24 protein-coding genes are annotated in these 19,336 nt (G+C 41.4%); 12 read left to right on the plus strand and 12 right to left on the minus strand.

Annotation, left to right across the window (positions count from 1 at the left end):
* Positions 1–64: 64 nt before the first annotated feature.
* From VB740_RS30520 to VB740_RS30530, 3 genes are all read left to right on the plus strand, one after another.
* On the plus strand, positions 65–991 hold the full coding sequence (locus tag VB740_RS30520; RefSeq protein WP_323203582.1) for an ABC transporter permease subunit: 927 nt from the start codon (positions 65–67) through the stop codon (positions 989–991).
* 77 nt (positions 992–1,068) lie between these two features.
* Complete coding sequence (locus tag VB740_RS30525; RefSeq protein ID WP_323203583.1) at positions 1,069–2,214, plus strand: amino acid ABC transporter permease; 1,146 nt, start codon at positions 1,069–1,071, stop codon at positions 2,212–2,214.
* A gap of 40 nt (positions 2,215–2,254) precedes the next feature.
* Positions 2,255–2,995, plus strand: a complete 741-nt coding sequence (locus tag VB740_RS30530; protein WP_323203584.1) for an amino acid ABC transporter ATP-binding protein — start codon at positions 2,255–2,257, stop codon at positions 2,993–2,995.
* Positions 2,996–3,011: 16 nt separating this feature from the next.
* Here VB740_RS30530 and VB740_RS30535 read toward each other — a convergent pair whose 3' ends face one another.
* Positions 3,012–3,806: a methyltransferase domain-containing protein gene (locus tag VB740_RS30535; protein ID WP_323203585.1), complete on the minus strand. Its 795-nt coding sequence runs from the start codon at positions 3,804–3,806 to the stop codon at positions 3,012–3,014.
* Between the two features lie 103 nt (positions 3,807–3,909).
* On the opposite strand from VB740_RS30535, the gene VB740_RS30540 reads away from it, so the two are divergent.
* Both VB740_RS30540 and VB740_RS30545 read left to right on the plus strand, forming a co-directional pair.
* Entirely contained in the window at positions 3,910–4,791 is an 882-nt protein-coding gene (locus VB740_RS30540) for a LysR family transcriptional regulator (RefSeq protein ID WP_323203586.1), read from the plus strand.
* Between the two features lie 26 nt (positions 4,792–4,817).
* A complete protein-coding gene (locus VB740_RS30545; RefSeq protein WP_323203587.1) occupies positions 4,818–5,150 on the plus strand; it encodes a XisI protein in 333 nt (110 codons plus the stop codon).
* 170 nt (positions 5,151–5,320) lie between these two features.
* Here the strand turns inward: VB740_RS30545 and VB740_RS30550 are convergent, their stop codons facing one another.
* Both VB740_RS30550 and VB740_RS30555 read right to left on the minus strand, forming a co-directional pair.
* Positions 5,321–5,584 (minus strand): Txe/YoeB family addiction module toxin, encoded by a 264-nt coding sequence (locus VB740_RS30550; RefSeq protein WP_069070717.1) that lies wholly within the window; start codon positions 5,582–5,584, stop codon positions 5,321–5,323.
* Positions 5,565–5,816 carry a hypothetical protein gene (locus VB740_RS30555; RefSeq protein WP_323203588.1) on the minus strand — a complete coding sequence of 84 codons (252 nt, stop codon included), beginning with the start codon at positions 5,814–5,816 and terminating at the stop codon, positions 5,565–5,567. Before VB740_RS30555 ends, VB740_RS30550 begins: the two co-directional genes overlap by 20 nt.
* A 414-nt stretch (positions 5,817–6,230) precedes the next feature.
* Between VB740_RS30555 and VB740_RS30560 the strand changes: the two genes are divergently transcribed.
* Positions 6,231–6,566, plus strand: coding sequence for a hypothetical protein (locus tag VB740_RS30560; protein WP_323203589.1), 336 nt, complete (start codon positions 6,231–6,233; stop codon positions 6,564–6,566).
* Positions 6,567–6,660: 94 nt separating this feature from the next.
* On the plus strand, positions 6,661–6,855 hold the full coding sequence (locus VB740_RS30565) for a hypothetical protein (protein WP_323203590.1): 195 nt from the start codon (positions 6,661–6,663) through the stop codon (positions 6,853–6,855).
* Between the two features lie 515 nt (positions 6,856–7,370).
* On the opposite strand, the gene VB740_RS30570 is transcribed toward VB740_RS30565, so the two are convergent.
* The 8 genes from VB740_RS30570 to VB740_RS30605 form a co-directional block, all read right to left on the minus strand.
* Positions 7,371–7,664, minus strand: a complete 294-nt coding sequence (locus VB740_RS30570; protein ID WP_323203591.1) for a DUF2442 domain-containing protein — start codon at positions 7,662–7,664, stop codon at positions 7,371–7,373.
* Between the two features lie 39 nt (positions 7,665–7,703).
* The gene (locus tag VB740_RS30575; protein ID WP_323203592.1) at positions 7,704–7,928 is read right to left on the minus strand and encodes a DUF4160 domain-containing protein; all 225 of its coding nucleotides are present in this window, start codon (positions 7,926–7,928) and stop codon (positions 7,704–7,706) included.
* 155 nt (positions 7,929–8,083) lie between these two features.
* Entirely contained in the window at positions 8,084–9,487 is a 1,404-nt protein-coding gene (locus VB740_RS30580; RefSeq protein ID WP_323203593.1) for a ferredoxin:protochlorophyllide reductase (ATP-dependent) subunit N, read from the minus strand.
* 176 nt (positions 9,488–9,663) lie between these two features.
* On the minus strand, positions 9,664–10,458 hold the full coding sequence (locus VB740_RS30585; RefSeq protein ID WP_323203594.1) for a DUF5331 domain-containing protein: 795 nt from the start codon (positions 10,456–10,458) through the stop codon (positions 9,664–9,666).
* Between the two features lie 32 nt (positions 10,459–10,490).
* Complete coding sequence (gene bchL, locus VB740_RS30590) at positions 10,491–11,357, minus strand: ferredoxin:protochlorophyllide reductase (ATP-dependent) iron-sulfur ATP-binding protein (RefSeq protein ID WP_323203595.1); 867 nt, start codon at positions 11,355–11,357, stop codon at positions 10,491–10,493.
* Between the two features lie 682 nt (positions 11,358–12,039).
* Positions 12,040–12,294, minus strand: coding sequence for a TIGR02450 family Trp-rich protein (locus tag VB740_RS30595; RefSeq protein WP_323203596.1), 255 nt, complete (start codon positions 12,292–12,294; stop codon positions 12,040–12,042).
* Positions 12,295–12,363: 69 nt separating this feature from the next.
* Positions 12,364–12,738, minus strand: a complete 375-nt coding sequence (locus VB740_RS30600; protein WP_323203597.1) for a hypothetical protein — start codon at positions 12,736–12,738, stop codon at positions 12,364–12,366.
* 108 nt (positions 12,739–12,846) lie between these two features.
* Complete coding sequence (locus VB740_RS30605) at positions 12,847–13,053, minus strand: hypothetical protein (RefSeq protein ID WP_323203598.1); 207 nt, start codon at positions 13,051–13,053, stop codon at positions 12,847–12,849.
* A 106-nt stretch (positions 13,054–13,159) separates the two neighbouring features.
* On the opposite strand from VB740_RS30605, the gene VB740_RS30610 reads away from it, so the two are divergent.
* Both VB740_RS30610 and clpB read left to right on the plus strand, forming a co-directional pair.
* Complete coding sequence (locus VB740_RS30610) at positions 13,160–13,285, plus strand: hypothetical protein (RefSeq protein ID WP_323203599.1); 126 nt, start codon at positions 13,160–13,162, stop codon at positions 13,283–13,285.
* Between the two features lie 8 nt (positions 13,286–13,293).
* Positions 13,294–15,912: an ATP-dependent chaperone ClpB gene (gene clpB, locus VB740_RS30615; RefSeq protein ID WP_323203600.1), complete on the plus strand. Its 2,619-nt coding sequence runs from the start codon at positions 13,294–13,296 to the stop codon at positions 15,910–15,912.
* Positions 15,913–16,377: 465 nt separating this feature from the next.
* Here clpB and VB740_RS30620 read toward each other — a convergent pair whose 3' ends face one another.
* Positions 16,378–16,944, minus strand: coding sequence for an SRPBCC family protein (locus tag VB740_RS30620; protein WP_323203601.1), 567 nt, complete (start codon positions 16,942–16,944; stop codon positions 16,378–16,380).
* Between the two features lie 421 nt (positions 16,945–17,365).
* Between VB740_RS30620 and VB740_RS30625 the strand changes: the two genes are divergently transcribed.
* The 3 genes from VB740_RS30625 to VB740_RS30635 all read left to right on the plus strand — a co-directional run bounded on the left by VB740_RS30625 (position 17,366) and on the right by VB740_RS30635 (position 19,150).
* Positions 17,366–17,560 (plus strand): hypothetical protein, encoded by a 195-nt coding sequence (locus tag VB740_RS30625; protein ID WP_323203602.1) that lies wholly within the window; start codon positions 17,366–17,368, stop codon positions 17,558–17,560.
* Between the two features lie 140 nt (positions 17,561–17,700).
* The gene (gene rd, locus VB740_RS30630) at positions 17,701–17,865 is read left to right on the plus strand and encodes a rubredoxin (protein ID WP_323203603.1); all 165 of its coding nucleotides are present in this window, start codon (positions 17,701–17,703) and stop codon (positions 17,863–17,865) included.
* A 49-nt stretch (positions 17,866–17,914) separates the two neighbouring features.
* On the plus strand, positions 17,915–19,150 hold the full coding sequence (locus VB740_RS30635) for an NAD(P)/FAD-dependent oxidoreductase (RefSeq protein ID WP_323203604.1): 1,236 nt from the start codon (positions 17,915–17,917) through the stop codon (positions 19,148–19,150).
* The last annotated feature ends 186 nt before the right edge of the window (positions 19,151–19,336 follow it).

Raw genomic sequence — 19,336 nt, forward strand, 5'->3', positions numbered from 1 at the left:
AATGCCCAATGCCCAATGCCCAATGACTAATGACTAATGACTAATGACTAATGACCAATGACCAATGACTAATTCAAAACCGCTTATATGGCGTGATGTCCGCTTTTGGCGTATTGCCTTGCAATTTATTGCCGTATTTGTAGCAGTATTATTGGTAGTAATACTCTGGGGCAATCTCAACCGCAATTTGCAACAGTTGGGTATTCAGTTTGGATTTGATTTCCTCAAGCAACAAGCATCTTTTGATATTGGCGAAACGCTGATTACTTACAAACCCACTGACAGCTATAGTCATGCTTTGTGGGTGGGGTTAATTAACTCCTTGCGGGTGGCGGTTGCAGGAATTTTGCTTACAACAATTGTAGGGATAGGTGCTGGGATTGCCCGACTTTCTGACAACTGGCTGGTGCGGAATATCACGATGGTTTACGTGGAGATTTTCCGCAATACGCCCTTACTGCTGCAATTATTGTTTTGGTACTTTGCTGTTTTTCTGACTTTTCCCAAAACAGAAAATAAGATATCCCTTTGGGGTTTTATTGGTGTTAGCCAAAATGGCTTAGAGCTACCTTGGTTTACCCTATCACCAGAGTTTTCAGCTTTGCTGTTGGGATTAACTTTTTACACGGGTGCGTTTATCGCTGAGATTGTCCGAGGTGGGATTCAGTCAGTAGCTAGGGGACAATGGGAAGCAGCGCGATCGCTAGGATTAAAACCAGGGTTAATAATGCGACTGGTGATTTTTCCCCAAGCTTTGCGGGTAATCATTCCACCATTAACGAGTCAATATCTTAATTTGACGAAAAATACGAGTTTAGCGATCGCGATCGGCTACCCCGATATTTATTTTGTTGCATCTACCACCTTCAACCAAACGGGGAAAGCTGTAGAAGTGATATTACTGATTATGCTCACCTATCTCACCCTGAGTTTAACTATCTCTATAGTTATGAATTGGTTCAATCGTAGCGTGCAAATTAAAGAGAGATGAGGAAGCAGTAAACTTTGAAGGTTGAGCCTTTGAGCTTGAACTTTAAGCCATGCCCAATAACCAATAACCAATGACCAATGACAAATCCTCAATTAACTTGGCTGCGTAAAAATTTGTTTAATAATTGGTACAACAGCTTGTTAACTGTTGTCTGTTTGGTATTGCTATTTTGGGTAGTGCGAGGAATTTTAACTTGGGCAACCACTCAAGCACAATGGGCGGTAATTCAGGTTAATTTACGTTTATTTTTAGTTGGTAGATTTCCTCAAACGCTATATTGGCGAACTTGGATTGTACTGGCGATTGCTTCGACTTTAGGCGCTATAACTGGGGGTGTATTCTTTGGTAAACAACAGTTAACAAAGCGTGGAATTTATTTGTTTGCTTTTATCATTGGCGTTTTGTTAGTTATTTTACCACTAGACTTTACATCCCGTCTTTGGTTATTGTTAATTGCATTTTTAATTTTTGTAGGTTTTTGGATCGGAGGAAAGTTTACTAAGGTATTAACTCCTTGGCTTTCCCTATTATGGTTATTGTCTTTTCCGATAATTTTATGGCTAATTGGCGGTGGGTTTGGATTGCAGCCTGTATCTACAAATTTGTGGAACGGTTTGCTACTTACCCTACTAATGGCAGCAGTCAGTATTGTGCTTTCCTTTCCGATTGGAGTTTTACTTGCTTTAGGGCGCACAAGCAATTTGCCTGTAGTACGTTGGTTTTCTATCCTGTACATTGAAATTATTAGAGGATTACCACTGATTGGTATTTTGTTCTTAGCTCAGGTAATGCTTCCCTTGTTTCTATCAGCAGATGTGCGTCTAGATCGGGTATTACGAGCGATTGCTGGATTAGTACTATTTAGTGCCGCATACATGGCAGAAAACGTGCGCGGTGGACTTCAATCAATTCCTCGCGGACAAATTGAAGCTGCGAAAGTGCTAGGATTAAATACAACCTTGGTAGTGATATTGATTGTCCTACCTCAAGCATTACGTAACGTTATTCCTGCGATCGTTGGTCAGTTTATCGGGTTATTTAAAGACACTTCACTCTTATCTTTAGTGGGATTGGTGGAACTCACAGGTATTGCGCGTTCCATATTGGCACAACCACAATTTATCGGTCGCTATGCAGAAGTTTATCTGTTTATTGGATTTATTTATTGGGTATTTTGTTACTCCATGTCATTGGCTTCTCGGCGGTTAGAGAGACGCGATTAATCGCGTCTGTACAAAGGTTAGGAGTTGTAATTTAAATATTATGTCAGAGATACAATCAATAATTGTTGCTGAAGATGTTCATAAGTGGTATGGAAAGTTCCACGTTCTTCAGGGTGTGAGCTTGACAGTCAATCGTGGAGAAGTAGTAGTGTTAATGGGGCCATCTGGTTCAGGAAAATCTACCTTTATCCGCACATTTAACGCTTTAGAAGAATACCAAAAGGGAAGAATTGAAATCGATGGTATTACCCTCAGCCATGACTTAAAAAATATTGAAACGATTCGCAAAGAAGTGGGAATGGTATTTCAGCAATTTAATTTATTTCCTCATCTCACAGTGCTGCAAAATATTACTTTGGCACCAATTTGGGTACGGCGATCGCCAAAGGCAAAAGCTGAAGAATTGGCAATGCAATTACTAGAAAGAGTGGGAATTTTAGAACAGGCGCAGAAATATCCAGGACAGTTATCTGGTGGACAACAGCAACGGGTTGCGATCGCTCGTGCTTTAGCCATGCAACCCAAAATCATGCTGTTTGACGAACCCACCTCAGCCTTAGATCCAGAAATGGTAAGGGAAGTTTTAGATGTGATGCGAAATCTCGCCCGTGATGGAATGACAATGGTAGTCGTCACCCACGAAGTTGGATTCGCTCGTGAAGTCGCCGACCGAGTTATCTTAATGGATAGCGGTTCCCTCGTCGAGTCAGCCACTCCTGACGCATTTTTCAGCAACCCCAAAGAAGATAGAACACGCAAATTTTTGTCACAAATTCTCTAGAAAATCTTGGATTAATCTAGCCTTTCCATCCCACAACTTCACACCAAGCAGCAGCAAAAAATCCATCTGGGTGCTGACTGCATTCTCGTAAAGCACGACTCATTGCTGCAAGCGATAGCTCATCAGTCCAACCCTTTTCTACAGCTTGATCATCTTTTGCAGAAGCCTCAATTCGCACCGCCAAATATTCTGTAGCTTCACTCAACGGCTCATAACATTGATAAGAAGCCGAAGCTTTAATATTAGTAAACCCACTTTGGCGCAGCAGAGCGCGTAACTCTCTACCCACGTTAGGATTACCAGAATTCTCCTGCTGGAGCCACTTGTAATAAGAAAATGCTTTTTCCAGTTCTGGTGTAGACGGTGCAATCAAAAACCCGCCCCAGTCAGGAGTACGAAGCCCAACAATTCCCCCCGGTTTCAAAACTCGCCACATTTCCCCTAACGCCTGCGTCGGTTCTTGAAGATGCTCAAATAGTGCATGGGAAAAGATTGCATCAAACGAGTTATCCGGGAAGGGTAAAGCATAAATATTCGCCTCCAGAAAATTAGCGTTACTGACACCTTGCGTGGAAGCACTTTCAGCAGCTATCTGGATTTGAGAAACTTCGCGATCGATACCCGTAAGCATACCAGGGAAAATTGCTTTTGCTAAACCCAAGGCGATCGCACCAGGGCCGCAGCCACAATCTAGTAATTTCATCCCTGGACGTAAATAAGGCGTGAAAAACGCAGCATGAGTATCTACGCTACGTTTTGCCATAAAATTCGTCGCATTGCTTGAATAGCCTGGAGTATACCTTTCTGGCATAGCTTTGACTCCCTACGATATCTGTATGAGTATCATAGGTAGGTAATTTTGAGATGTCCAATATATATTTGTAGAGAATTGAAACTTATAAAATATCAAAAATATGGAACTGCGACATCTGCGCTACTTTATCGCTGTCGCTGAGGAACTGCACTTCAGTAGAGCCGCCGAGCGATTGCACATTGCTCAACCGCCCTTAAGCCAGCAAATTCAGCAACTAGAGGCGCAATTGGGGGTAGAACTATTTCACCGTAAAACCAAGCGACAGGTGCAACTAACAGAAGCTGGACAAGTTTTTTTGCAAGAAGCTTATCAACTTTTGGCTCAACTCCAAAAAGCAATTGAGCTAACTCAAAAAACGGGAAGAGGTGAAAAGGGACAACTACGAATTGGGTTTACCAGTTTGGTAACTTACGATTTGCTTCCTGTAATTTTGCGACGGTTTCGAGAACAGTTTCCAGAAGTAGAGTTGATTTTGCAGGAATTAACCACAACTCAGCAGGAACAAGCGCTACAAGAACGCCGCATCCATATAGGCTTTGCCCATCCACCTTTAGAAGACAACACACTTAATCAAGAGTGCATTCAGCAAGAAGCTTTAATTGTGGCTATGTTGCAAACTCATCCCTTAGCTGAACAAGAAAAGATTTCAGTGCGATCGCTAGTAAACGAAAACTTTATCATGTTCCCTCGCCATTTGGGGCCCGGACTTTACGACCAAATCGTAAGTCTTTGCCAGCAAGGAAATTTCAGCCCGAAAGTGACTCAAGAAGCGATTCAGATGCAGACAATTATCGGATTGGTTTCGGCGGGAATGGGAATTGCGATCGCACCATCTTCATTGCAAAATCTTCAGAGGGTTGGTGTGGTGTATCGCGCTTTAGAAGAAAAAACACCATTAGTAGAAACGGCTGTAGTGTGGCGAGAAGACGATATGATACCTGTACTAAAGGAATTTCTGCAAGTTATCAGTAGTATCTGTTGAGATATTGAACAGGAGACAATCGCCCAATGGCAAAGCTAGACGAATATCGGCAATATATTAAGAATTTACTTCAACAACACGCTAGTATTGTTTGGGATGATCGCATTCAAGCACAGACAATTTATGATACAGAACACGATCATTATCAATTAGTTTATGTAGGTTGGCACGAGCAAGATCGTATATATGGGCCTGTTCTGCATCTAGATATTATTGACGAAAAAATCTGGATTCAGCAAGATGGAACAGAGGTAGGAATTGCTAATGAATTAGTTGAATTAGGCGTCCCAAAAGAAGATATTGTTTTAGGTTTTCAGTTGCCATCTGTGCGTAAATATACAGACTTTGCTGTTAATTGAGGGCTGGTTTCAAACGAAGTTCAACAGCCAATTTTAAGGATATTGACCATAACTTCAACCATTTTTTACCTGCTTGCTTTTACTTATGATTGTATCTGCGATCGCTCTGCATTTTCTCGTTAAAAAAAGCGATCGCTTTAACTAAAACAATATCCCAGCCTCAATAACCTTTATTGCTCATAATGATATTTGCAAGTCAAAATAATCAATAAATCTTCTTGCACTTTATAAACTAATCTATGTTCATCTGTGATCCGCCTTGACCAGTAACCTTGTAGTTCATATTTTAATGGTTCTGGCTTCCCTATCCCTGCAAAAGGATCTCTTTGTATATCTCTAATCAGTGCTAATATTTTTTTGAAAATTTTCTTGTCTTCTGTTGCCCACTGACCTAATTGTTCAAAAGCTTCTGGTTCAAAGGTAATTTTTTTCATATTCATCTAAATCTACATAAATTAGGTTTCCTTTTTCTACATTTTCCAAAGCTTTGAGCAGATGTTTTTTATTAACCTCTGATTTTAAAAGATAAGTAGTTTCATCCTCTTCAATTGGTGGTTCAACTAGCACAATAACTTCTACGATTGTTCCTTCTGCTAGTTCGGTTGCTAAAAGTTCAATCTTGCCATCTTTGCCTACAATAGCCTTTTGTTTAATTCCAGTAAGCATACATATTTGCTCCTATCTTTACTACTTTATTGTAACTGTAGATGAATCAGATGATATTTGGGCGATCGCTTTTCTTTCTTGGCGTCTTGGCGGTTCGTTAGAAAGAGCGATCGCATCGGTATTATACAGAATAGAACTCAAATTGGGAACACTGAGTAAAGGGTAGGTATTAGCTTGCTAAGGTTTAGTAATTAGGAGAAAACTGGGAATTGAATGAATTACACTAATTTTAAACAAGTTTATTTTTTATTTTTATTTTAATATAACTATTTATAGGTATTTTTTATAATGTAAAGTGTGTAATTACTGAGATCAAAGAACATGATTACTTTTTATCAGGCTAAATTAAGGGTTTTCTCTCAGGTAAATATTTTGAAAATATAAGACTATAAATAAGTTTTATACAGTAGACCAATGTCTTCTCCTCAAAAGAAAATAAGAATAATAGCAGTAAGTGATTCAATGCTTGACGGTCTTCCAAAAGACGCTAAAAATAATTTTATATTAATTGCGATATTATATATTATTATTTTTATGTTGGTATGGGCAGTGTCAGAACAATTATTAAAGTTCGTTGTTTTTCCATTATCAATTATTTTTGGGAGCGATTCTTTTTATGAGTGTCCTAGTTTATTTGAAATAACCAATGGTTCTCGTTTATGTATGCTCAAAAATTGGGTCAGTGAAAGTATCAAAATTATATCATTTCTAATAAGTTTTGTTTTTTTAATTACACCTATAGAATTATAGAAATTTTAGCTTTTGAAGCGTTAAAAGCTAGGTGATTATATAAAGTATAAAGCCACTCTTAATCCATCAATACTTAGAGATTAATTAAGTTAATATGAACAAAACAATTCGCATTTTTTTAAGCATTTTAGCCTTTAGTTTATTATCAAGCATGGTAAACAAACTATTTTTTGAAAAATCATCTGAACAAAAAGCTAAAGAAACGTGTAAAAATCTATTAGAAGCAGTTGGTGTTAATCGGGTTGGAATAACTGTTACAGTTGACAGTAAAACTTATAATTGTAATTAATATTAAGGAAACTATAAAAACGTATCAACCGCAATCATGCCACGATTCCTCTATTAGTTTATGACTCATCGGCGAGTAATTCTTCTAGAGTTTCTTCGGTTAATCCTTTGGCTTGAGCATTTCTGCCGATTCTGTTAAAAACACTAAGTAAACCTTCATCTTTATTATTTCAAGAGGTTTTCTTGATTTCTTGAATAAGTTGTTCTTGTGCGGGAAGTTGTAGGACAAGATTAAGAATTTGCTCGAAGGTTAGAGGGAGTTGATAGGTTTTTTGAGTCATGGTGAGTTCTGGAGTTAGGGAATAGAAACTTGTTAGCTTTTTTAATCAGGTTTGAGCCAGTTTTCTACTTTTAAATGACGATTTCTCTACACCTTAGCGAATTGCATTATCCATATCCTCAAGAGTTTTAGGTTTTCCCTGATATTTTCAGCAACCTGCTACATTATCTAATTTAGTTACTGAAAAAAATTTACTAGGCTTTAATAAATCACCGACTTCTGCAATTATCTCTGTTTTAACTCCAACTTTTTTTATATTCTTCCAGATTTCTATAGGTGGGAATAGATTGGTTAGTAACCACAGAATAAAGAACGTCTGGGTCTAAATCTGCGCCATTATCCCAGTAAATTGTTCCCCATTCAGGGTTAAGTTTAACGGTTTTAAAATAGTTTAAATCTTTTAAAGGTGTAAAAATTCCTGTAAATTCGATTAGCTGGTTAACATCAACAATACCTTCTTTTCCATCTTCAAACTTCAAATAGAGTTGATAGTTATCGTGAGCAATAACTTCTATAATGTCTTGAAGCATAATTTACTCTAATGGTTGAATTTTTTCTAAGGGATTATTTTATCTTGCCAATTGCCAGTTTTCTCTAAGTTCTGATTTGTGCATAGCTGCCCATTCAATTACTAAACCAAGAACTCTAGGAGTGAGTTTACCTTCTAAAATTGATAAGGTTTCTATATCAATAATTGCCTTTTGCTTATTGTAGCGGACATGGAAATGAGGGGGCGGATGGTCGTTATAGTACATGGTAATGATAATCCCTAAAAAACGACAAATTTCAGGCATCACATCATCTCCTAAATTATCCTGTCTATTCAGCAATACCTACATGGTTGTAACTATTTATAGTAGCTCTCACTTTGCGCCTCTGCAAAACAAAAAAAGGCGAACCCAAAAAGTTCGCCTTAATTATAATGCTGTTGCTCAATAAAAACCCAAATCTAAATCTTCGCTTCTTCTCTCACCAATTTATCCCAACCCAAATCTTTCAAATTATTATTCCGACGCAACGGACGAGTCACCAACTCTAACATGTCACGCGCATTCGTAAAGCCGTGAATTTGAGCAAAAGTGAACTCCACCGACCACTTTGTATTAATACCGCGTGCTTCCAATGGGTTAGCGTGAGCCATACCAGTAATTACCAAATCTGGTTTCAACTCATAAATCCGTTGAAGTTGATTGTAATTATCTGGCTTTTCTACAATCCTTGGCAGGGGTGAATTCATTTCCTGACAAGTTTTCTCCAACAGTGCCAACTCAGCAGCTTGATAACGCTTATCCATGTAGGGAATGCCGATTTCGTGAACTGTCATCCCACAACGGATTAAGAATCTTGCTTGGGAAATCTCCAGCAAGTTATCACCCATGAAGAATACAGACTTACCGCGAATCAGTTTCACGTAATCTTCCAAGCCTGCCCAAATTTGTGCTTCCCGTTCATCCAAACCCTTGGGAGTAATACCGAACACCGAGCAGATTTTTTCAATCCAAGCGCGGGTGCCATCGGGGCCGATGGGGAAGGGTGCGCCAATGAGTTTACACTTGCGGCGGCGCATTAAGGTGGTAGCTGTACGGCTGAGGAAGGGGTTGACACCAGCGACATAATACCCTTCTTCTAGTACTGGCAATTCAGTGAAGCGCTTCGCGGGTAGCCAGCCGGAAACTTTGATGCCTTGTTTCTTCAGTTCTAAGGTTAACTGAGTAACTACGGGGTCGGGAAGGGAGCCAAAGAGAACTAAGGGTGGATGAGCTACGTATTCAGATTCATCTTGGGCGACATCTTCTTTCTTCTTACCGAAGTTGAGCAATTTTGCGATCGCATTGCGTTCATTCTTCTCTGTTTCCGCCACAGGAGCCTTATCAGGGCAACGGTTAGCCATTGCTGCTAATACGGTGTCTTCCCCTTGGGTGAAGGCGTAATCTAGACCATTTGCCCGCGCAACAACGATGGGAATCCCGATTTCAGATTCCAGCTTTGGTGCCAAGCCTTCTAAATCTGTTTTGATAATTTCGGTGGTGCAAGTGCCAATCCAGACAATTACACTAGGATTGCGATCGCGTTTAATTTGCAAGCACAACCGCTTTAACTCTTCATAATCATTGAGTTGTGCTGAAATATCGCCTTCTTCCAACTCTGCCATTGCATAGCGGGGTTCAGCAAAAATCATCACCCCCATCGCATTTTGCAGGAAGTAGCCACAAGTTTTTGTCCCAATCACCAAAAAGAAGCTATCTTCAATTTTTTGGTATAACCACGCCACGCAGCTAATTGGGCAAAAGGTATGGTAATTTCCAGTTTCACATTCAAAGCTTAAAGCTTCTGGTTGTTGAGCGACAGTCATTTTGGTTTTTTCTCCCCTTGATATTTAATGGCAGGTCAACCAATTTTAGATTTTAGATTGACAATTTTGGATTGAAGGCTGGGACAACAAGAATATCCTCTGTCTGACGACAATTTCCCTAATTTCTAATCCAAAACCCCATATCTAAAACTTAAAATTGTGAGGAACGGCAATAATTAAGCGTTGGGGAAGAGACGGGCAATTTCTGATTCATCAAAAACGCCTGCTGGCAGTTCTTCCCCCAAAAAATCGTTACTTTCTTCAGCCTTTTGCAAAGCTGTTTCATCACCCCAGACATCTGATAACACGTCTTTAAACGCATTCTCATCTAGTGGACTATCTTCAAGTACCTCGTCTTCATCCAGCTTTACTTCCATTGCAGCTGTTGCATCTGCATCGAAGGCAATTTCTCCAAATTCATCTGCTTCTAAACTAGAGGTTTGGAGAGACTCATCTTTTAATCTGTGTCCGTTGGTTAGGGAAATATCGCCAAAGCCATTTTCGATTTCCTCCAACTCACTGATCCCCAGACTTTGATTGTCAGAATCCACCATTGTGAACTCTTGAACTACCGCCACCGAAGCAAAGCCATTTGTATGAGGATGTGTCAATGTTTCATCTTCAAGCTTTTCGTCAATAACAGCTGCTGCTTCTTCTACAAATCTCTCTACATCTGGGTTGACGACGAAGCGATTACCAAGAGCTAAATCTGGGTCAAAATGCAAATCCAGCACCTCAATTAGGGTATCGGCGTCAGGATTAAGTTTGGCAAAGGGCAACATTAACTGCGCTAGCTTTGGCTCTAGGGCGTTAAGAACTCCCAGGATGAGGTAAGAAGGTGGTCGCTTCCCGCCATCAGGGGTGTACACTGATTCAACTTCCATATGCAGGGTAATCCAGTCTCGATTATTCTGGAAAAATTGCAACCACTTTTGCTTTATTGAATCTGTAAAGCTGTGAAAGAATGCCATGTTATTGTCCCCCATCCTGAGAACTTGGTGATTTATACAATCATCAAGTCTAGTTCCTCTTCTGATTTAGGAACCTGGGGTTTACCCGGATTTAGATAAAAATCGGACAACAAAGAGAACAACTCCCGATCTGGTGTGTCGTTAGGTACAACACCTTCGGGACGCGCCAGAATTTGGTCGGCGATGTTGAGATAGTAGTCGCAAACGTAGTCTAGGGAAGGATCTTGCTCTGCCATTTCAAACAAAGTCTTACCTTTCACACGGGAAACACGGATATCTTCAATTAAAGGTAAAACCTCTAGAACTGGCATGGGCACTGCTTCTATATATTTTTCAATTAAGTCGCGCTTGGATGTGCGATTGCCAATTAACCCAGCTAAACGCAATGGGTGAGTTCTTGCTTTTTCGCGGACTGAAGCAGCGATCCGATTGGCAGCAAATAAAGCATCAAAGCCGTTGTCTGTAACGATCAGGCAGTAATCTGCATAGTTGAGTGGTGCTGCAAAACCACCACAAACTACGTCACCCAGAACGTCAAAGAGAATTACATCGTATTCATCAAAGGCATTGAGTTCTTTAAGTAATTTTACGGTTTCACCGACTACGTAGCCGCCACATCCAGCACCCGCAGGTGGGCCACCAGCTTCTACGCAATCAACACCGCCGTAGCCTTTATAAATTACATCTTCCGGCCAGACATCTTCGTAGTGATAGTCCTTTTCTTGGAGAGTGTCGATAATTGTCGGAATCAAAAACCCAGTCAGGGTAAAGGTACTGTCATGTTTGGGGTCGCAACCAATTTGCAGCACTTTCTTGCCACGTTTAGCTAGGGCGACTGATATGTTACAGCTAGTTGTGGATTTACCGATACCACCTTTTCCGTAGACTGCTAGTTTCACTTTTATTTGCCTCTTATAGCTACTTGTCAAACTTGTGGCTCAAACATTTGCCTTCACCTTTCCTGAGATGGCGATGCGTGAGGTCTGTGAATGTCATTATTGGGCAAATTACATAGAAAAGAAAGTGGCTCTTAATTTGGAAACCGGTCTTATCAGATGAATTAAACCCCGATTATAACTATTTGGCTCTTTATGTTGTTTAAAGACCTTATTAGCTCTAAAAAGTCCAAATAAACAGTTTTTATTAATTATTTTTATAAAAATAGTTACAAAATACAAAAAACTGAAATCGGCTTTTTTGAATGCTTTTCATAGAATTGGCTGATGGTTGGACAACGTGTTTTCAAGGCATTGGGGCGTAAAGAGAGGTATATGCAGCCCTATGCTGGAAATACTACTGGAATTTGCGTTAGCGTAGCTCACCGTACCACTTCCCTGCGGGACGCTACGCGAACGTGGAAGCAAGCTACGCATAGCGTCTGTCTGCGACACGCTGCGCGAACGTAGAGAAGGTATCGCAGATAAATTGGCAATTTTCGGTCGGTAGCCAAAACCATTTAATTGCTGCTTGAGAGTAAGTTAGTCTGATTTTGTAAAAAATTATTAAATTTCCAAGTTTAGCAGGCGGAGCCTCTTGGGGGCATTCCCAGTCTCTGACTGGGAACGAGGCTAAAAAGGCTAATTAAGACACCTCATCTTCAACTCCGTGGATTTCCTGTAATGTTTGCCAGCCAGCTTGCCACTGGGAGTTATCTTGTAATAATTTGGCATTTATCCAAAAACGGACTTTAGGATCACAAGCAGAAACCATTTCGGCGTAAACCCACTTAGCCTGATTTTTACGATTAACAACTTGAAAGTGCCGCCAGCCATCAACTTTTTGCTGTGCAGTCCACTTGGAACCAACTAGGTAAGGAAATTTTTGTTTTTTAGCCATTTATCATTAGTCATTTGTCATTGTTATTCTTCCCCTACTACCCACTCCCTACTCCCTACTTCCCCTCTCCTAAGATGTCACTAAATCACCGTTACGGGTAAACTTCTGGCAATGCAACTCACTATCTTGCTGGACGCATAGCGAAAACCATCTGATATGGCTCCAGCAGGTGTTGATGTTGTTGGTAATTTTGCGCTTTTTTTTGGAAAGGCGTTGTCTTACGACTTCATTAGGGCAAAGAATTTCTAACGTACCTGTACCATCTTCGTAATTGACGATGCGAAATAGACAATCTTGCAACATAGCACGGCTGCTGCTGTCGAAGAAGCGCTTAAATCGCACTAGCTTTTCCCCTTCAGTCATTTGGCTGATAGGTTTTATTTTAAATAGCTCTTCATCCTCAAAGTCAAAGTTATCATCTTCAAAGTCGTAGGGGTCAATCATTTTCAGCATCCACTAGGCGACCTGGGATCATGGTAACTCTGTGTGGGGGCAGGAGGATAATGGTGGAGGTAAGGTAGAAGAACTTTAAACTTAGTTACGCATTTAGATTTATTCGCTTTTTACAATTCTCCACCACTTGCTCAGGTGTTGTTCGCGTAGAGCTATAATTTGAGGCAAAGGATTCCAAACTGGAAGCATGACTACAGTAGCAATCTTGAGCATTTTCAGGTTGATACTCAATCTGCCAAAATTATAGGCATTACTTCCTCTGGAAAAGTCACTATCGAATATTTGGAGATGAACAGTGCTTCTCAAGTGGCAGCCTGACAATTATGGATTCGCTTGAGTTTGTTTCCCTAGTCGTACAGCACAACAATAAACTGGAAATCGCAACTACGGGAAAATACGACTTTTACAAGACGTGAACACCGATCTAGGCGATCGCTCTGCTGTCCATACAATATCTATATATCTGAGAACAGAAATTTTATTTACTTGGTGTTCTGGTGGTAGCCTGCGACAAGCTGCTGCGCCTTTACGTTCCTGAAAAAGCCTATGCAACCTACTAATCCTAACCAATTTACAGAAAAAGCCTGGGAAGCGATCGCCCATACCCCTGATATTGTTAAACAATATCAACAACAGCAAATTGAAAGCGAACACCTGATGAAAGCGCTGCTAGAACAAGATGGTCTAGCAACTGGGATTCTCACTAAAGCGGGTGTTAACCTCCAAAAACTGCGCGATCGCACTGAACAATTTTTTCAACGTCAGCCGAAAGTATCCGGTACTAGCAGTTCTGTTTACTTAGGACGCAGCTTGGATACACTTCTAGATCGGGCAGACGTGTATCGCAAAGAGTTTCAAGACGAATATATTTCAATTGAACACTTATTGCTGGCTTACGCTAAAGATGATCGCTTTGGCAAAGCTTTATTCCAAGAATTCGGTTTAAACGAAGGCAAGCTAAAAGATATTATTAAACAAGTTCGGGGGAGCCAAAAAGTGACCGATCAAAATCCAGAAGGCAAATACGAAGCACTGGAAAAATACGGGCGTGACCTTACAGAAGCCGCACGTAAAGGTCAACTCGATCCAGTGATTGGGCGAGATGATGAAATTCGTCGGACTGTGCAAATTCTCTCTCGCCGCACTAAGAATAACCCTGTGCTAATTGGTGAACCAGGTGTTGGTAAAACTGCGATTGCCGAAGGATTAGCACAACGCATTATTGCAGGTGATGTACCCCAATCCCTCAAAGACCGCAAGCTGATTTCTTTAGATATGGGTGCTTTGATTGCGGGGGCCAAATTCCGGGGTGAATTTGAAGAACGCCTGAAAGCAGTATTAAAAGAAGTTACTGAATCTGGCGGCAATATTGTTTTATTTATTGATGAAATTCACACCGTTGTCGGCGCTGGTGCAACCCAAGGCGCGATGGATGCTGGTAACTTGTTAAAACCAATGTTGGCGCGGGGCGAATTGCGCTGTATTGGGGCGACAACTCTAGATGAATACCGCAAACATATCGAAAAAGATGCGGCACTAGAAAGACGCTTCCAGCAAGTTTATGTCGATCAGCCTAGTGTAGAAGATAGTATTTCGATTTTACGCGGGTTGAGAGAACGTTATGAAAACCACCACGGGGTGAAAATTTCTGATAGTGCTTTAGTTGCAGCAGCCGTATTATCGAGTCGTTATATTAGCGATCGCTTCCTCCCTGATAAAGCCATTGACTTGGTAGATGAAGCCGCCGCGAGATTAAAAATGGAGATTACCTCCAAACCTGAAGAACTCGACGAAATTGATCGCAAGATTCTGCAATTAGAAATGGAGAAGCTTTCACTGCAAAAAGAAAGCGATGCAGCTTCTCGTGAACGCCTAGAAAGATTGGAAAAAGAAATTGCCGATCTCAAAGAAGAACAAAGAACCCTAAATACTCAATGGCAGTCTGAAAAAGATATCATTGACAAAATTCAGTCTGTGAAAAAAGAGATTGAACGGGTCAACTTAGAGATTCAGCAAGCAGAACGCGACTACGATCTAAACCGCGCTGCGGAGTTGAAATACGGCAATTTAACCAGTTTGCACCGTCAATTGGAAACAGTAGAATCTGAATTGGCAAATGCTCAAAGAAGTGGTAAATCACTATTACGGGAAGAAGTAACAGAAGCTGATATTGCCGAAATTATTTCTAAATGGACAGGGATTCCTATTAGCAAGTTGGTGGAATCTGAGAAAGAGAAACTGCTGCATTTAGAAGATGAACTGCACCGCCGCGTGGTTGGACAAGAAGAAGCAGTCACAGCTGTAGCAGATGCCATTCAGCGATCGCGGGCTGGATTGGCTGATCCCAATCGTCCCATTGCTAGCTTTATTTTCCTTGGGCCGACAGGTGTAGGTAAAACCGAGTTAGCGAAAGCGCTGGCGGCGTATATGTTCGATAGTGAAGATGCGCTGGTGCGAATCGATATGTCGGAGTATATGGAGAAACACGCCGTTTCACGTTTAATCGGTGCGCCTCCAGGATACGTGGGTTATGAAGAAGGCGGACAACTTACAGAAGCGATTCGCCGTCGTCCTTACTCAGTGATTCTCTTCGACGAAATCGAGAAAGCACACCCCGATGTCTTCAATATCTTCTTGCAAATTCTTGATGATGGTCGCGTCACTGATGCCCAAGGTCATAAGGTGGACTTCAAGAACGCTATTATCATCATGACCAGCAACATCGGTTCGCAGTACATTCTTGATGTCGCCGGCGATAACGCCCACTACGACGAAATGCGCCGTCGGGTAATGGAAGCGATGCGGAATAGCTTCCGTCCAGAGTTCCTGAACCGGATTGATGAAATCATCATCTTCCACGGTTTAGATAAGAAGGAATTGCGGCATATTGTGCTATTGCAAGTGGAAAGATTGCGGCAAAGACTTAGCGATCGCAAAATATCCCTCAAGCTCTCGGATGCTGCACTTGACTTTTTAGCAGAAGTAGGGTATGACCCAGTATATGGGGCGCGTCCACTGAAGCGAGCCATTCAACGAGAGTTAGAAACTCAAATCGCTAAAGCCATCTTGCGCGGTGAATTTACCGATGGCAACACCATCTTTGTAGATGTGCAAAATGAGCGTCTTTCTTTTAGTCGCTTACCTGCTGAGGTATTTACCAGCTAATTGAAAAAGAAGGGGAGCAGGGAGCAGGGAGCAGGGAGTAGGGAGTAGGGAGCAGGGGGAGGCAGGGGAGACAAGGTGACTTGAGTGAGAGCTTTCCTCTTGTTCTCTTCCCTATGCCCCGTTTCCCGTTGCCTCTTCCTTAAAGATCATCTCACGCCAAAACGCCAAGTCAAGCAAGAGCGTCTTGGCGTTTTTTTGTGAAACATTCGTAGGACGTGAGTTCGACGAGTCATATAGTGTCCATCTAATTAACAGTAATACAAAGACGTCTCCCTGGTTTTACTAGGCAAAACCGCCCCTCTCCGACTCGGAGAGGGACAGGCTTGAACTTTAGTTCAAGGCAGGGAGAGGTTTATCGAATTCACGTTCGTAGGGTAATAATTACGAATTACGAACTTGTACTGAGCGTAGCCGTAAAGCCTGCGGCATAGCTACGCTTAGGGCGTAGCCTCTCGTAGAGAAGTATTACGAATTATTTTGTCCCTTACAAAGTACTTGTCGCATTTTACGCATATTTGCAGGTAACTCTAAGTTCATTGCTTGTTGAATAAAAACTGATGGAATTGGAATCAATGGTGTAGCTTGCACAGTATAGGCAAGCAAAGTACCATTACCGCAATCTTTGAGTTCTAAATTGGCGTTAAAGTCCTCAAAAGTTCCTTTTTCCATGCGAAATTGGATTTGTTGCCCCAGCACTTCTACAACGTTGAGGTAAATTTCAACCTGAGCTGTGAAAAAGAAAAAGGCTTTTTGGGCTGCTTGATACAGGCGTTTGACTTCACCTTTATGTGATATCTCGCTTTTAGTGATATCAGGAAAATATTGTACCCACCGGGGGTAATCAGTTAATTGCTGCCAGACTTGCGATCGCACCATCGGTACATACATCCAGGCTGTCACCGCACCACCACACATCTTGTGCGATCGCGTTTCTACAAAAATTTCACCCTGTACCAGCAAACTTTGCTTGTCTTGACTCCAAGCCATATCTGAACCTGCAATAATTGAGTCTGAGATATGAGACGCAGACATAATGATTTTAGTTACTCCTCAACTCATCCACCTAATAGAGTTGAAACTACAAGCCATAAAACTTGATTTAGATCCAACCCTTTAAATTTTAGTTCCAGTGTAATGCCTCTCTTTTCCGGAAAGGGTTATTTGTTTGATAATTATTTCAGTTACTTTACTGGAAAAACTGTATTTATTCTCATAATTCACGCAATTAATACTTAAGTGAGTTTTATCAGAGAAATACTTATAGATGAAAAACTGCGTTATTAACAGCTAGAATGGCACAAACACGACCTAATATCAAGCAATTTATCCCAATATTTGGATAGCATCTCTCGATTTTTACGTGTTATTTCTGATGAAACTTGAACTTCATCGTAACTTCATATTTGATTGTCAATATCAAGCGTAATCTCTGTTGAGTTGAGAGGAAAAGTAGGTGAGTCAATCTTCTTTAAATCGTAGATTAATCCAGATTTTTGGTATCCTTCTCGGCATTAGCGTAGCCGTTTGGGTACTGAGAGGCTTTGGTATTCTTACTTTTATTCCAGGTGGAATAATTTGGGTACTGCTACTAGGGGCGATCGCGATCGGAATTATTAGTTATGCCCAAAGGACATGGTGGCGTTTTTAGTCATTGGTCATTGGTCACTTGTACTGAGCGTATCGCTAAAGCGAAAGCTCCGCTAACGCGTAGCCTCTGTCTGCGACACGCTGCGCGAACGTAGAGAAGTCGAAGTATTAGTTTTTGAGAAAGATACTAGGAGAAAGGACATGGCAAAGTATATATGTACCGCTTGTGCCTATGAATATGACCCAGAAGTAGGCGATCCAGATAGCGATATAGCGCCGGGAACAGCCTTTGAAGATATACCAGATGATTGGGTATGTCCAACTTGTGGTGCCACAAAAGACCAATTTGAACTGGTTGAAGAGTGAAAATAACGGCTAGCCTAGTAAAGTACGTGCTATTGAGAAATATTAGAACTTGCTACCGTTACGAATCGTAGTTATTGGGGGTGGGGCAGCGGGATTTTTTGGCGCGATCGCTTGTGCTAAAGCCAATCCTGATGCCGAAGTTATTTTACTCGAAGCCAGTCGTCAACCCCTAGCGAAAGTGCTAATTTCTGGTGGTGGACGCTGCAACGTTACCCACGCTTGCTTTGACCCGGAGGAGTTAGTGCAAAATTACCCCAGAGGCGCAAAAGCTTTGCGGGGTGCTTTGACTAGGTTTGGCCCTCAAGATACAGTAACCTGGTTTGCTGCTGGTGGAGTCTATCTAAAAACGGAAGCTGATGGCCGGATGTTTCCTGTCACCAACAGTTCAGAAACCATTGTGGAATGTTTGATTAAAGCGATCGCTAAATCTGGTGTTAAACTCCGGATCGGTACACATGTAACTTCAGTGAAAACCGCGACAGATGGAGGGTTTGATATTCTTCTGAAGTCAGAAGAGACGATTAAATGCGATCGCCTACTTCTTGCTACCGGCAGCAGCCTTGTGGGTTATAAAATTGTCCGAGAGTTAGGCCATCAAATTGAACCGCCAGTACCCTCGTTATTTACCTTCAACATTGTCGATCCTCAATTACGGGCTTTAGCTGGAGTTAGCGTTAACCCTGTCCAATTGCGGTTATCTGTGGGCGGAAAATCGAAATTACAACAAACTGGGCCATTGCTAATTACCCACTGGGGTTTAAGTGGCCCTGCCGTTTTGAAGCTTTCTGCTTGGGGTGCGAGAGTTCTGCACGAAAGCCGCTATCAAGCCACATTACTGATTAATTGGCTGCCCCATTTGCAACAAGAAGAAGTGCGAGAAAAAGTTTTAGCAGTTAAAGATGAATGGGGAAAGAAAGCGATCGCATTGCATCGCGGCGTTGAGTTACCCCATCGTCTCTGGCAATATATCATTGCCCGTGTAGGTATTAGCACAGAAGACCGTTGGGCAGAAATATCTAGTAAAACCTTAAATCAACTGCTGCAAGAACTTACTCAGGGACAATACTTAATCAAGGGTAAAGGAGCCTTCAAGGAAGAATTTGTTACCTGTGGGGGCGTCAACCTTAAAGAAGTCAACTTCAAGACGATGGAAAGTAGGTTAGTCCCTGGTCTTTATTTTGCCGGAGAAATCTTAGATATTGATGGCGTCACCGGTGGGTTTAACTTCCAAAGTGCTTGGACAACTGGGTATTTAGCAGGCGTAGCAATGGGAACTAATTCGTAATTCGTAATTCGTAATTCGTAATTCGTAATTCGTAATGAGTTCGCAAGCGTTATTACGAATTACTTTGACACTTCTATAAAATTACTTCGAGCATAAGCAATACGGTTTAGTTAAGGAACGTAGACCCAAAGCAATACTGCTCGGTTAAGGATTTTTAACTTGGAATTGGGTTTGGGGAAAAGGTTA

It is taken from the genome of Nostoc sp. UHCC 0251, assembly GCF_034932245.1.
Lineage (GTDB): Bacteria > Cyanobacteriota > Cyanobacteriia > Cyanobacteriales > Nostocaceae > Nostoc.